At 61.5% G+C, this 13,682-nt stretch carries 13 protein-coding genes; 8 read left to right on the forward strand and 5 right to left on the reverse strand.

The window, feature by feature from the left end; all coding sequences use genetic code 11:
• The first annotated feature begins 69 nt into the window (after positions 1 to 69).
• From AC1DX3_RS19250 to AC1DX3_RS19260, 3 genes are all read left to right on the forward strand, one after another.
• A complete protein-coding gene (locus tag AC1DX3_RS19250; protein ID WP_476990954.1) occupies positions 70 to 684 on the forward strand; it encodes an RNA polymerase sigma factor in 615 nt (204 codons plus the stop codon).
• Positions 681 to 1,118, forward strand: coding sequence for a hypothetical protein (locus AC1DX3_RS19255; protein WP_476990955.1), 438 nt, complete (start codon positions 681 to 683; stop codon positions 1,116 to 1,118). Before AC1DX3_RS19250 ends, AC1DX3_RS19255 begins: the two co-directional genes overlap by 4 nt.
• A gap of 67 nt (positions 1,119 to 1,185) precedes the next feature.
• Positions 1,186 to 1,707 (forward strand): periplasmic heavy metal sensor, encoded by a 522-nt coding sequence (locus tag AC1DX3_RS19260; protein ID WP_476990956.1) that lies wholly within the window; start codon positions 1,186 to 1,188, stop codon positions 1,705 to 1,707.
• A 3-nt stretch (positions 1,708 to 1,710) separates the two neighbouring features.
• Here the strand turns inward: AC1DX3_RS19260 and AC1DX3_RS19265 are convergent, their stop codons facing one another.
• From AC1DX3_RS19265 to AC1DX3_RS19285, 5 genes are all read right to left on the reverse strand, one after another.
• A complete protein-coding gene (locus AC1DX3_RS19265; protein WP_476990957.1) occupies positions 1,711 to 4,353 on the reverse strand; it encodes a sensor histidine kinase in 2,643 nt (880 codons plus the stop codon).
• Between the two features lie 140 nt (positions 4,354 to 4,493).
• Positions 4,494 to 5,066, reverse strand: coding sequence for a response regulator (locus AC1DX3_RS19270; protein WP_476990958.1), 573 nt, complete (start codon positions 5,064 to 5,066; stop codon positions 4,494 to 4,496).
• A gap of 93 nt (positions 5,067 to 5,159) precedes the next feature.
• Complete coding sequence (gene pepN / locus AC1DX3_RS19275; protein ID WP_476990959.1) at positions 5,160 to 7,763, reverse strand: aminopeptidase N; 2,604 nt, start codon at positions 7,761 to 7,763, stop codon at positions 5,160 to 5,162.
• Between the two features lie 117 nt (positions 7,764 to 7,880).
• Positions 7,881 to 8,444 (reverse strand): hypothetical protein, encoded by a 564-nt coding sequence (locus AC1DX3_RS19280; protein ID WP_476990960.1) that lies wholly within the window; start codon positions 8,442 to 8,444, stop codon positions 7,881 to 7,883.
• A gap of 67 nt (positions 8,445 to 8,511) precedes the next feature.
• A complete protein-coding gene (locus tag AC1DX3_RS19285; protein WP_476990961.1) occupies positions 8,512 to 8,673 on the reverse strand; it encodes a hypothetical protein in 162 nt (53 codons plus the stop codon).
• Here AC1DX3_RS19285 and ppc point away from each other — a divergent pair.
• From ppc to AC1DX3_RS19310, 5 genes are all read left to right on the forward strand, one after another.
• Positions 8,672 to 11,347, forward strand: coding sequence for a phosphoenolpyruvate carboxylase (ppc, locus tag AC1DX3_RS19290; RefSeq protein WP_476990962.1), 2,676 nt, complete (start codon positions 8,672 to 8,674; stop codon positions 11,345 to 11,347). The two genes, AC1DX3_RS19285 and ppc, sit on opposite strands and share 2 nt — an antisense overlap.
• A 169-nt stretch (positions 11,348 to 11,516) precedes the next feature.
• Positions 11,517 to 11,762 carry a hypothetical protein gene (locus tag AC1DX3_RS19295; RefSeq protein WP_476990963.1) on the forward strand — a complete coding sequence of 82 codons (246 nt, stop codon included), beginning with the start codon at positions 11,517 to 11,519 and terminating at the stop codon, positions 11,760 to 11,762.
• Positions 11,763 to 11,835: 73 nt separating this feature from the next.
• Positions 11,836 to 12,444 carry a DUF6940 family protein gene (locus AC1DX3_RS19300; RefSeq protein WP_476990964.1) on the forward strand — a complete coding sequence of 203 codons (609 nt, stop codon included), beginning with the start codon at positions 11,836 to 11,838 and terminating at the stop codon, positions 12,442 to 12,444.
• A 22-nt stretch (positions 12,445 to 12,466) separates the two neighbouring features.
• Positions 12,467 to 12,985, forward strand: a complete 519-nt coding sequence (locus tag AC1DX3_RS19305) for a hypothetical protein (RefSeq protein WP_476990965.1) — start codon at positions 12,467 to 12,469, stop codon at positions 12,983 to 12,985.
• Positions 12,986 to 13,089: 104 nt separating this feature from the next.
• Positions 13,090 to 13,665, forward strand: a complete 576-nt coding sequence (locus AC1DX3_RS19310) for a hypothetical protein (protein WP_476990966.1) — start codon at positions 13,090 to 13,092, stop codon at positions 13,663 to 13,665.
• The last annotated feature ends 17 nt before the right edge of the window (positions 13,666 to 13,682 follow it).

Raw genomic sequence — 13,682 nt, forward strand, 5'->3', positions numbered from 1 at the left:
GGTCTTGCATCCGCCGGCGCGACGGCGCATTCCGGTAGTCTGTCTTTGGGCCGCCATTCGGGGAAAAGTTTGACTACCGATCCTGACGAAGCCTTGCTGGAACGAATCGTGCGCGGCGATCGCAACGCGGTGACCCTGCTTGTCTCGCGCAAACTGCCCAAATTGCTCTCTCTGGCGCGCCGCATGCTGGGCGACGCCACCGAGGCCGAGGATGTCGCCCAGGAGACCCTGGTTCGTACCTGGAAGCAGGCCCACAGCTGGGTACCGGGCAAGGCGCGCATCGATACCTGGATGCACCGCGTGGCCCTCAACCTCTGTTATGATCGCCTGCGCCGCCGCCGCGATACGGTCAACAGCGACGATGTCGAGATCGTCGACACCGCCATCGGGCCGGCCATGCAGATCGAGCAGGCCCAGAGCGCGCAACGCCTGCAGACGGCCCTGGCGATGCTGCCGGACCGCCAGCGTGTGGCCATTACGCTGTGCTACTATCAGGAAATGTCGAATATCGAAGCGGCCGAGCTGATGGAAGTCAGCGTCGAGGCGCTGGAAAGCCTGCTGGCGCGGGCGCGGCGTGCCTTGCGCGTCAGCATGAGTGAAGACAACCCCCATAACGCATCAACGAACGGGCCTGCCACGGCTCCAACACAACCTGTCCAAATCAAGACGGGAGGTAAACAATGACAAACCCCATGGTTACCGAAGAACGCTTCAAAGCCATTGTCGACGCCTACGGCGCGACGCCGGAACGCTGGCCCGAGGCCGAGCGCGCTGGCGCCACGGCCTTCATGGCCGAAAACCGGCCTGTCGCCGAGATATGGATCGACGAGGCGCGCGTCACCGACGCCATGCTCGATCTCCTGAAGACCGCCGACTCGTCGGAAGACACGCAACGCCTGTTGTGGCGCACCCTGGCGCAGATGCCGGTGGAAGCCGGCGGTATCCTGCCGTTCCGCCGCAGCAACCGTCCCCTGCCCATGGTCATGGCGACCGGCATCGGGATTGCCGCTTGTCTTGCCGGCGCTCTTCTGGGTATTAATTTCAGCATGACCACGCTGGACGACATGCGCGCGCAGACCGTGCTCGAGCAGGCCCAGATGATCGATGTGCAAAATTGATAAGAACCAACAATATAGATAAGAAACTGGCGGAATTGACAAAAAAATTGAAAAATGGGGCGTTCGGATGACAGCGGGCAAGTGGAAATGGGCGTTTATCATATCGCTGATTGTCAATCTGTTTTTGATTGCGGCCCTGACCGGCGGCAGCCTGGTCATCAGCAAACATATGCGCGATTTCCGCAAGGCCATGCCGATGGTAGCGGCGTGGCGTGACGCTACTCAGGCCCTGACGCCGGACCAGAGGAAACGCATGTACGCCCTGATCAAGGCTTCGGCCCTCACGGGCGAGGACGATATGGCCAAGGCGCGCGCCACCCGCAAGGCCGCCGCCGAATTGGCGTCGCAACCGTCCTATGATGCCGTCAAGATGGCGGTCCTGTCGGAACAGGCGCGCAATTACGAGAACGACGCGCGCAGTCATATCGAGAACGCCCTGGTCGAGGGTATGGCCAATCTGTCGCCGGCGGAACGAAATGTCATCACCGGCCAGTTGCTGCGGCCCAGTATCCGTTTCAACCGCTTTACCCAGGTCAAGGACCCGGACGGCCCGCCGCCGGCTTCTTCGAGCGCATCGGCTTCGAAGTAAGGATTAGGCCGCGCTGGCGACACGCGCCGACGGTTCAGCCCCGGTGGCGTTGCCGGACTGGCGGATCGGCAGGATCACATGCACCGTCGTGCCGACCCCGATCGTGCTGTCGATATCGATGCGGCCGTTATGCATCTCGATCAGCGACTTGGTCAGGGCCAGGCCCAGGCCCGTACCTTCCTTGGTTTTGGAGAATTGGTTCTCAATCTGCTCGAACGGCCGCGCCAGGCGCTGCATGTCGGTCTCGGCTATGCCGATGCCGGTATCGGCAACGCTGATATGGACATTGTCGTCGGTGACCGCGGCCGAAATGGTGATCATGCCGCCCTGGGGCGTGAACTTGACGGCATTGGTCAGCAGGTTGAGCAGGATCTGCTTGAGGGCGCGGAAATCGGCTTCGATCTCCGGCAGTTCGGGCAGGTGGATGCGGACCTTCAAACCCGCCTTCTCGGCGCGCTGACGGATCAGGCGCAGTGTATCCTCGACGACCTCGTCGATAATGACCGGTTCGAAGCGCAAGGTCATCTTGCCGGCTTCGATCTTCGACATGTCGAGAATGTCGTTGATCAGGCTGAGCAGGTGCTGGCCGGAATTGAGGATGTCGTTGGCATATTCCTTGTAGCGCGGATGGCCGAGAGCGCCGAACATCTCCGACGACATGATTTCGGAGAAGCCGTTGATGGCGTTCAGCGGTGTGCGCAGTTCATGCGACATGTTGGCGAGGAATTCGCTCTTGGCATGGTTGGCGGCCTCGGCGCGGATCTTGGCGACCTCGTACTTGCGCGCCAGGACCGTCTGTTGCTGGCGGCTGTGTTCCAGCTTCTCGACCAGGGCCTGCAGCTGTTCTTCGTTATTGCGGCTGAGCTCTTCCTGAATCTTGACGGCGGTGATGTCGGTGCCGGTCAGGACGCGGCCGCCTTCCAGGGTGCGGCTTTCCGACACCTGAATCCAGCGGCCGTTGTTCAGTTCGGCTTCGAACACGCCTTCGCGGCCGTCGGGCGCCGGCGCCGAACGGCGGATGGCGATCTGCATGACCTGGTCGATCAGTTCGCGCGGCGTGCCGACGCGCAGGAAGCGTTCGTCGATGCCGAAGGTCTCGCCGAAAGTGGTGTTCCACATCAGCAGGCGATGGCGGCGGTCCCACAACACAAAGGCGTCCGACACCGAATTGATGGCGTCGAGCAGGCGGGCCTCGGCGCGTTGGGCGCGCAATTGGGCGATGCGCTCCTCGCTGACATCGAGGGCGACGCCGCTCAGGCGATTGAAGCCGCCGGTCGTGCGGTCGCCGACAGCCTGGCCGCGGGCATCGACCCACAAAGACTGGCCATTGGCGTTGGGCACGCGGAACGAGACGTCGAGCGCCCCCTTGAAGCGGGCGGTTTCCAACGCCTTGATGACGTCGTTGCGGTGCTCGGGCGCGATACGCCCCAGCACTTCCGAGGTCGAGGCGACACCCCCGCCGCCCCAGCCGAGCATGACGCCGGTGACGTCGGACATGTAGATCAGGTCCTGATCGAGATCCCAATCCCAGATACCGCAGCGCGCCGCTTCGACGGCCAGGCGATAGCGCTGTTCATTGGCTTGAAACAGGCGGGCGTCCTCGCGATTTTTGCGTGCCTGGACCATCAACAGAACGCCGAACAGGGCGCCGATCAGCAACGGGCCGCCGACGAAGATGATGCCCTTGATCAGGCTCATGGTTGGTGAGAAGAAGCGCTGGGCCGGAACGGCATTGAGCAGGACGGCGCCGTCGCTGCCCTGCGGGGCGGCGGCGATCTTCAGGAAACCGCCTTCCGGCAGCGAACCCTGGATCAGGTCGCCGGAATCGGCGCGGGCATGCAGGTCGCCATAGGAAATGGCGAGGGCGGTCTTGACGTCCTGACCGATCAGTTTCGGGTCCGAGGCCTCGAGAATACTGCCGTCGCGAGCGACCAGGACGGATAGTCCGGAGCTGCCGTCGGTCTTGGCCAGGCTGTTGTCGAGCCGGGCGACCAGGCTGACACCGTTACCGCTCTTGATGACCATATAGGGTCGGGCGGTGACGGTCAGGCGCGAACCGCCGGTCAGCAGGTCGAAGTCGTTGTCGGCCTGTTGTGCGACCTTGACGACCAGATCGGCTTCGTCATCGCCGCTTTGGGCGAGAACCGTGCCGCCGCGGACGACGGCGAGGCTTTTCAGCGCGCCACGAGACAGTTTCACGCCCTGCTCGGCGGCCGATAACGATTCGTCCGGCTTGGTGCCAAGCTGGGCCTGGGCGGCTTCCAGGGCGGTGCGGGCGACGGTCAGGCGGGTGTCAAGGCGGGCGGAGTCGAGTTGGGCGGCGGCCAGCAGGGGCTTGCCCTCGCTGTCCTTTTCGGCCGACAGGCTGTTGCGCACCTGGAAGGTCGACAGGCCCATGAAGGTGACCAGGCCGAAGGTCAGGCACAGGGCGCCGATGCGCATCCAGGCCGGCATGGAAGCGGCGACCTGGGACGTCGCCATGCGCGAAAAAGCGGAATTTTTCAGGGCATCTTTGAAACCGCCCCGCGGCGTCTGGGCAGCGAGTGGGGCGGGTGCCGGCACGCGCGGCGCGGCGCCACCGGCGGAAGCCGCACGGGTCGCCCGGGTGCCAGCTTGAGTGCCGGATTGTTGACGCTCTGACGCCACTTCGTGTCCCAATTGATTCGTGCCCAAGGCGCAGGGTAAACGCCCTGTTAACCTATTGTCGAGAGTCTTAAGGATTTATAAAGGGGGACGGTTTTTTTGTGTTGGTCTTTAGCGCTCAAGCGTCGCGGGGCGGGTGGAATTTAGCTGGCTTCCGCGTCGTTGGGATCGAAGGGCGCGCCGCCGGAAGCCTTTTTGCGGGAATGGTTCAGCGGCGGTTTGTGGTCTTCGCTCCAGCCCTCGCGGCGTTCCGGGCCCGAATACTTCGGATCCATGCGGCGGCGGCGGTCGGGGCCGAAATAGCCGTTGGTCTTGATATAGGGTCTCGGGTGATCGACGATCGCGACGACCTTCTTGTGCAACTCCAGCGCCGTTACCGGCTTGCAGCAGAATTCGTTGGTGCCGGCGTCACGGGCCGCCAGGACGCGTGACCGCTCCGAGTGCGCCGTCAACATGATGATCGGCACGTAACGATTGGGGCTGTCGGACGAATTGCGCACCAGCTGGACGAATTCGACGCCGTCCAGAACTTCCATTTGGTAATCGGTGATGACGATGTCGATCGAGTCGTGTTTCAGCCGGTGAAAGGCTTCGGTCGCATCGCGCGCCTCATAGATTTGGGTCGCGCCGAAGCCACGCAGTATCGTCTTGACGATATTGATCATGTGGGCGTTGTCGTCCACCACCAGGAAACGGACACGTCCCAGGCTTGCCAATCGTCTCTCCCGAACTCAACACAAAGCTATGGCGGACATACGCCAATTGCCCGACAGTTTAAAGAACGTTTGGCTTAGGATTGGGTTAACGGTTTATGCATTGAGCGCTTTTGCCGCAAGCTCGGCCACGTTCTTCGACAATTTCGGTGCGGCGGCTATGGTTTCCAGCGCCTTTTGCATGGCGCCGGCATAGGGTTCGGCATAGAAGCGGAAACGCGACAGGGGCTCGACCAGGCGCGCCGCCGTCATCGGGTTAAAAGCGTCGACCATAAGGATCTGTTCGACCAAGAAGCCATAGCCGGCGCCGCCCTTGGCGTGGAAAACGCTTTGGTTATTGGCGAAGACCTGGACCAGGGCGCGCCAGCGATTAGGCGTTTTGGCGTCGAAATCGGCATGGTGGCTGAGCGCCTTGACGCGCTGTAAGGTGTCGGGGTGAGCGCAACCGGCCTGCAGGGCGAACCACTTGTCGATAACCAGGGGCTCGTCCTTGAAGCGGGCATGGAAGGCGTCGAGCGCATCCTGATAGGGGGCGCCCTGGACATGCATCAGGGCTACCAGTCCGCCGACCATGTCGGTCATGTTCGTGGCGTTCTGGAAATGCAGGAAGGCGCCATTGACCGACACCGAATTACCGGCACCGCGGTTATGGCCGGCCAGGATCAACTCCAGCACGGCATTGTTCAGCGCGCGTTGACCGGCCGCAGACGCGTCCGCGCTGAATTCGGTCGCAGTGGCGCGGCCTTGCCACATCGGCAGGAGCGTGTCGTAGAGGCGCTCGGAAAGGCCGATCTTGAAGGCTTTACGGTTGCGGTAGATGAAGGCCGGGTCGATCGGATTCATCGCCTGGGCCAGGTCGCTTTCGGTCGGCAGCCCCATGATCAGGGCCTTGAAGGCGGGATCCAGTCTGGCGTCGGTCAGGCAGGCGCGCAGACCTTCCGCGAAAGCGTCGATGGCGGCCGGATCCATGCTCGGCGACAACAGGATGTCGCGCGCCAGGCCCTGCGCCGCCTCCCAGCGATTGAACGGGTCGCTATCGCCCTTCAGGCGCGCGAAGGCGTGGCTCGTCGGCTCGTCGACGGTCAGGATAACCGGGGCCGAGAAATGGCGCAGGGCCGACAGGACCGGCGGTTTGGCGACGTCGGCGATAACGATGTCTTCGGCCTCATTGTGGACGATGTGGAGGCTTTCGCCGGTTTGCATCTCGCCATCTTCGTCGAGCAGGGCGATGCGCAGCGGGATCGGCAGGGCCTTCTTGTCGGGTTGGCCCGGGGTCGGCAGGGTCTTCTGGCCGACATGCAGGGTCAGGGTCTGGGCGGCGGCATCATAGGTTTGACCGATATGGACGCGCGGCGTGCCGGCCTGGGTGTACCAGTCGAGCATATGGGCGAACGATTCACCGGTCACCGCTTCGAAGCTCCTGAGGAAGTCTTCCAGCGTCGCCGCCGTGCCGTCATTGCTGGTGAAATAGTCGTCCAGCGCCTTGCGATAGGTGTCGGGCCCGACCAGGGTCTTCAGCATGCCGACGATTTCCGAACCCTTTTCGTAGATGGTCGCGGTATAGAAATTGTCGATCTTGACATAGGAGGAGGGCCGCACCGGATGGGCGAGAGGGCCGGAATCCTCCGGAAACTGGCGCGACCGCAGGGCGCGGACATCCTTGATGCGCTGGACGGCGGCGCCGCGTTGCGAGGCAGAGAAACTCTGGTCGCGAAAGACAGTCAGGCCCTCCTTGAGGCAGAGCTGGAACCAGTCGCGGCAGGTGACGCGGTTGCCGGACCAGTTGTGGAAATATTCGTGGGCGATGACGCCTTCGATGCGCTCATAGTCGAGATCGGTGGCGGTCGTCGGGTCGGCCAGCAGCAGCGAGGCATTGAAGACGTTCAGCCCCTTGTTTTCCATGGCGCCGAAATTGAAGTCGCGGACGGCGACGATCATGAAAAGATCAAGATCGTATTCGCGGCCATAGGCCTCTTCGTCCCACTTCATCGAACGTTTCAGCGCGTCCATGGCATAGGCGGCGCGCGCCTGCATGCCGGTATCGACATAGATTTTCAGCTCGACCGTACGGCCGGACATGGTCGTGAAACTATCCTCGAAGACGTCGAGCTCGCCGGCGACCAGGGCGAACAGATAGCACGGCTTGAAGAAGGGATCTTCCCACTGAGCGAAGTGCCAGTCTTTGGGCCCATCGCCGCCCAGGTCGCCATGCTCGATCAGATTGCCGTTCGACAGCAGGTGCGGGAAGCCGTCCTTGGGCGCTTCGATACGAACGCGGTACTTGCTGAGGCTGTCGGGGCGGTCGAGAAAATAGGTGATCTTGCGAAAGCCTTCCGCCTCGCACTGGGTGCAGTAGCGGCCGCTCGACATGTAGAGGCCTTCCAGCGTCTTGTTGTCGGATGGATTAATCTCGACCTCGGTTTCCAGCGTGAAGCGGTCCGGGACGTTGGTCAGGGTCAGGGTTTCATCGCTCAGGATGTAGTCGTTGACGATGTGGTCGTCGACGGCGACGCTGATCAATTTCAGCCGTTCGCCCATCAGGACAAGCGGCGCGCCCGGGGTCTGGCGGTCGATCGTCAGCCTGGCCTTGACCCGCGTAGCGGTCGGATCGAGGACAAAGGTCAGCTCGGTCGCAGCGATGATGAAATCGGGGGCCTTGTAGTCGCTGAGGCGAATAGGCTGGGCGGTGTCGGTGCGCATGAAATCTTACCTTCGGCTTTAAGCCTCCGATGTGGGAGGTTCGGCACGGAATGGCAAGTAAAATTGTCATACGGGGTGTACGGCCGGCCGTTTCTCGTGATCGGACGTCGACGCCCGTCAGTTGCGGTTCGAGGGTGCCTGCACCTTCGTGTCGCCAGTATCGGTTTCGATATGCTGGCGCAGGTTTTCAGCGCGTTTGGCCAGTGCCATCAGGTCTTCGTCGACCTCCTCCGCGCTATGGCGGGCATAGTCCTTGAGATCCTTGACGAGTTTGAGCAGGCGCGGGGCCGCGGCGATCAGGCGCGCCTGCATTTCGATCAGGGCCGGATCGCGCTCGTATTCGGCGCCTGGCACGCGCCAGCCGCCCCAGTCATTGGCGTCCGTGACCACGATCGGGTAGGTGCCGGGGAAGGGATGGTGGCGGCTTTCTTCGGGCGTTTGCCATTTGTTGCGGGCGCGCATCAGGCGCCAGTTGCCGAGATCGGTGTCGCGTTCGGCGGCTTCACCTTCGGGAATCAGTTCCTCGGCCGAGAAATCGCGCCCCAGGCCGCAGTCATAGGTCACCCTGACCGGCTCGTCGAAGCCCTTGACCCACACCGGATTGACCTTGTCGATAACGGCCCAGGTGCCGACGGGCTCGACATAGACGCGCTGATGGCGGTGATAGGTGGCCTTTGCCATGGGTGAGGACCTCGTTTTAAGGCAGGATCGCAAGTCGGGATCGGGCACCTTTTATAGCCCACAGGCGTTAATTTTTCGGTGTATGGCGGCCGGACGAGAAGGCCTGCCGCGCAAGGCCTTTGGTTGCTTGTGAAACCGCATTGACAGCGCTGGACATGGGCGAAAATTTTGTTTTCTTGCGCTGCACAAAAATCGCGCTAATGTGCCGAAAAATGGGAGCTTTCGCCATGACCGACACTGTCCTCGAACACGTCAAGCAACACATCGCCATGTTGGACGGTTTTTTAAGTGAAGCCGTGCACGATTTCGGCCGTTCCGATGTCCTGTCGAAGATCGAAGCCCTGACGGCGCGGACCGTAGCCTTCGAATCCCTGAGCGAATCCGAAGCCGCCCACGCGGCGCGCATCATGACCTGCCTGTCGATGCTGACCGTCATTTCCGAAGACGTGTCGCAACTGGGCAAGATCGACACGTTCGAGAGCTTCGACGGCTCCATGCAGCCGATCAGCCTGGCCAATGCCGTCGCTTCGGCGCGTCAGGAAGGCCTCGGCCAGGCCGAGATCGATGCGACGCTCAGCGCCATCCTGGCTTCGCCGGTTTTCACCGCCCACCCGACCGAAATGCGCCGCGCCAGCATTGTCGAGCGCGAATACGAGATCGCCCGTCTGCTGCAGGCCTATGAAAAGGGCCCCAGCAACGCCGAAAAGGCCCAGATCGAGGACGACCTTTATCGCGAGGTCGCCCTGTTGTGGAATACGCGCCTCAACCGTCCCGAACGCATCACGGTCCAGGACGAAATCAACAACCTGCTGGGCGCCATCAAGCGCTCGGTCCTGCCGGCGCTCGTCACCCTGTCGAACGAATGGGGCCGCGACATCCCCCACGACGGCCCCATGCCGAACATCCTCAAGCTGGGGTCGTGGATCGGCGGCGACCGCGACGGTCACCCGCATGTCGACGAGGTCACGCTCAACTATGCCTTCAAGGAACAGGCGCGCATCGCCTTCGATTTCTATACGGCCCAGCTCGACAAGCTCGACACCGAACTGACCATGTCGGACGAGGTGACGCCGGTGACCGACGCCTTGAACGACCTGGCGCGCAAGTCGCAAAACACCGACGTCCACCGCGTCGACGAACCCTATCGCCGCGCTATTGCCCATATCAAGCTGCGCCTGGCGCGGACCCGTGGCCGCATTCTGGGTGAGGCGGTGACCAATGGCGCTTCGGTGGCGCCGGCCTATGACAGCTGCGAGGCCTTCGTCCGTGACCTGACCGTCATCTGTGACAGCCTGATCGCCCACGGTGGCAAGCGCCTGGTCGGGCGGACGCTCAAGACCCTGATCCGCATCGCCCGGTCGTGCGGCTTCCACCTGTTGTCGCTCGATTTGCGGCAAAATTCCGATATCCATGAGCGGGTTATCGCCGAGCTGTTTACCCAGTCGTCGGAATTGGTCGACTATCTCGGCATGTCGGAAAGCGAGCGTTGTTCGCTTCTGTTCGCCGAACTGGCCAATGACCGGACCCTGCGCTGGGAGTTCGGCAAGTACAGCGACGAAACCCTCCGCGAATTGCGTATCGTCGACGCCGCCGCCGCCCTGGTCAAGAATTTCGGTCCCGAGGCCTTCGGCGCCTATGTCATCTCCAAGGCTGCCTCGGTCTCGGATATCCTGGAACCGCTGGTCCTGATGAAACAGGCCGGTCTGGTGCGCGGCGGACCGCAGCCGCACACCATGATCCGCGTGTCGCCGTTGTTCGAAACCATCGGCGACCTTGAGGCCGCGCCCGACATCATGAAGAAATGGCTGGGCAATTTCGCCGTGCGCTCCCTGATGGGCCGGCCGGCGATCCAGGAAGTCATGCTGGGCTATTCCGACTCCAACAAGGACGGCGGCTATACCGCCTCGCGCTGGCACCTGCATAAGGCGTCGAAGGCCATCAAGGCCGTGTGCGACAAGGCCAATGTCAAGCTGCGCCTGTTCCATGGCCGCGGCGGCAGCGTCGGTCGTGGCGGCGGTCCGTCCTTCGCCGCCATCCTGGCCCAGCCCGAAGGTACGGTCGGCGGCCAGATCCGCGTTACCGAACAGGGCGAAATGATCGCACGCAAGTTCGGCAATGTCATCACGGCGCACAAGACATTGGACGCCTTTGCCGCCGCGACCTTCCTGGCGACCATTCCCAAGCACCGCGACCACAAGCCGTCGCACGACGCCAAGCTGGAAGAAAAGTTCGCGCCCGTGATGGACCGGATCTGCGACACCTCGTTCGCCGCCTATCGCGCGCTCGTCTATGACGACCCGCATTTCCTTGACTTTTTCCGCACCGTGACGCCGGTCGGCGAGATTAGCGATCTCAAGATCGGTTCACGCCCGGCGTCGCGCACGGCATCGGGCAAGATCGAGGATCTGCGGGCGATTCCGTGGGTGTTTTCGTGGTCGCAGTCGCGTTTCGTCCTGCCGGGCTGGTACGGCTTTGCCGCCGCCGTGCGCGAACTGGGCATCGAGGACAGCGTGCTGCAGGAGATGGTGGCGTGGGACTTCTTCGACGTCTTCCTGGCCAATATGGAAATGGCCCTGGCCAAGAGCGACATGGAGATCGCCGCATCCTACGTCGAACTGGCCCGCGATCCGGAAGAGGCAACACGCATCTTCGCCAAGATCAAGGCCGAGTTCAACGACACGGTGGCCCTGATCCTGCGTATCCGCAAGGCCGGCGTCCTGCTGTCGACCCATGACAGCCTGCGCGCCCAGATCGAGCGCTCGAACCCGCTGTTGAATTCCTTGAATCGGTTGCAGGTGTGGCTGCTGGGCGTCCGCCGCCACGGTAACCAGCACAAGCTGGTCAAGCTGGCGATGCAGTTGACGGTCAACGGCATCGCCAGTGCGTTGCGTAATACCGGCTGATCGCCCAGGGCGACGCGGCTGTGCAGACGTGGAAGCCGGTGTCTCAGGGGCAGTGACAGAGGCTATTTCAACAAGACGTATCCTTGTCTTTGCGGTATTGTTCCCATGCCAAACCGATTGGCGAGGGCTGACGACAGGTGGTATTTGTTGAACCTGTGGGAGATGGCAGATGCAACACCTGGGTCCCTATCTGCTAGCTTTGGGCTTGCTGTTCGCCGGACTTATCACGATTGTTTCTTCCAAGGCGGAAAGCGATAAAATTGCCAAGAATTACAATGGCAGGGGGCATAAAATCTATGCCAATTTGTTTGGCGGTTGCCTTCACCGAACAGCTTTGATCATCATCGGTATCGTTTTCGTCATGTGCTCATTGTTCGTTTTTTACGGCATAATTTGGCAATGGGTAAATCGATGAGCAAGCCGATGGCCCAGACAGTTGGGGTAATGGACCTGCCTGGGCGTGCCTTATATTTTCAGGAAAGCAGCATGTGACGGAAAGGTATTCGGGAGTCCTGGAGCGTAGCGAAGGGACAGGGTTCAAGCTTCATTTCGCTGACGCGGCTTGTGGAGACAGCCCGCTTTCGTGGCGGCAGGTGCATGCGGGCTGGGGCGCTGACCCGGATTTCTGTTCCGTATTTTCCAAAGCCTTGGCCAATGTACAGCTGGACGCTTATTTCTGGGAAACGCCGCCCTTGTCCGCGGCTACGATCGACCAGCCGTTCGAATGTGTCCTGATCGCAGCGCCGGCGCTTGCGCTCCGGCCGGCCGATCCGAGGCCGTTTGCACCGCAGTTCCGCTCGGCCGACCCGTCGTCCAGGGTGATCGCGTTTGCCAATGTCAGTGGAGACGCGGACCTCGTAGTGCCATGCGATCGTTATACTGGTGTTGATTACGCCCATCTGGCGGCCTTCTTGCGCACGGCACCCGAGGATCAGGTGCAAGAGGTCTGGCGCCTTGTCGCCGAGACCGCTTCGGTTGGGTTGGAACGGGGCGATCGTTCTTGGATAAGCAGTTCGGGGCTGGGCGTGGCGTGGTTGCATATCCGCCTTGATTCAGCCCCCAAATACTATTCACATGCCCCATATCGTTTGTTGTGAAAGCGGCAGCCCGGATAACATCATGCACGACCAAAGGCTTGGGATTGATATCGGCGGCGTGATCATCCAGCGCATCGACGGCGATAGCGATACCTCATTTCACAAGGATTTTCTGAGCACGCCGGAGGTTGCCGGCGCCATCGAAACCATAAGGGATATTGCCGCGTCGCGGTTCGGTGACAAGGTATGGCTGATCTCCAAGTGCGGACCCGAGGTGGAAGGCCTGACCCGGTCATGGCTGGATGCCCGGCGCTTTTTCCAACGCTCCGGCGTTCCGCGCGGCAATATCCGTTTCTGCCGGGAGCGGGCGCAAAAAGCCGCTATCTGCGAAGGGTTGGGCATTACGCATTTTATCGACGACCGGCTGGAAGTGCTAAGTTATCTCAAGAGTGTCGAAAACCGTTACCTGTTCCAGCCCCGTCCGGATGAGGTTGGCAGGTTCGCCCACCATCTCGATCGCGTGCGCGTCGTCCATAACTGGAGTGAGATACGCGACGATTTGGCGCGGGGGGCAACTTCGAGATTCCTGCCCCCGATCTAAGCTATTGTTTTGACAATTTATATCGTACCACGTCTATTCACCCAGCACGGCGCATTTTGCCTTATTGCGGGCGTGCCATTCACACATCCAGGGGGGAATAGTCGATGAGGAAAATTCTATATAGTTTTGTTGTGATGGCTGCCCTGGCGGCGGCACCTGTTTTCGCCCAGGAAACGCCTGCCCTTCAGGCCCAGGATTCGACCAGTGCGTCGCCTACCGCGTCACCCCCGGCACCCCCTGCCGGAACGCTTTATGATTTTTTCCCCGGAATCTCCGCGCCGCCCGGCGAGTTGGTCGCCGGTATGTTCCCGGCGCCGCCGGCGGGCAAGGCACAGATTGTCTTCTATCGCTCAGGCGGCATGGGTACCGCTATTAATTGTACCGTGCATGAACACAAGGGCGCTGCCCAGCAGAATCTGTCAAAACTAACCGGCAATCGCTACTTCGTTCACGTCACCGAGCCTGGGCGCCACACCTATTGGGTAACGAATGGCGCGGAAGATGACCAGGCCATGACCGTGGCCGCGGACAAGACCTATCTCGTGCGTTGTCAGATCAGTGCGGGGGGCGCTTGGATGGGGCAGCCGGCTATCAATCAATCCACCTTGTCTGAATTTGAGCAGCACAAGGCCAAGCTGAAGCCGATGGCCCAGGATGATAACCAGACTTCCGGCCATTAGAGCGCAATCCGATAAAG

The sequence above is a fragment of the Asticcacaulis sp. P2_B1 genome (genome assembly GCF_056404915.1).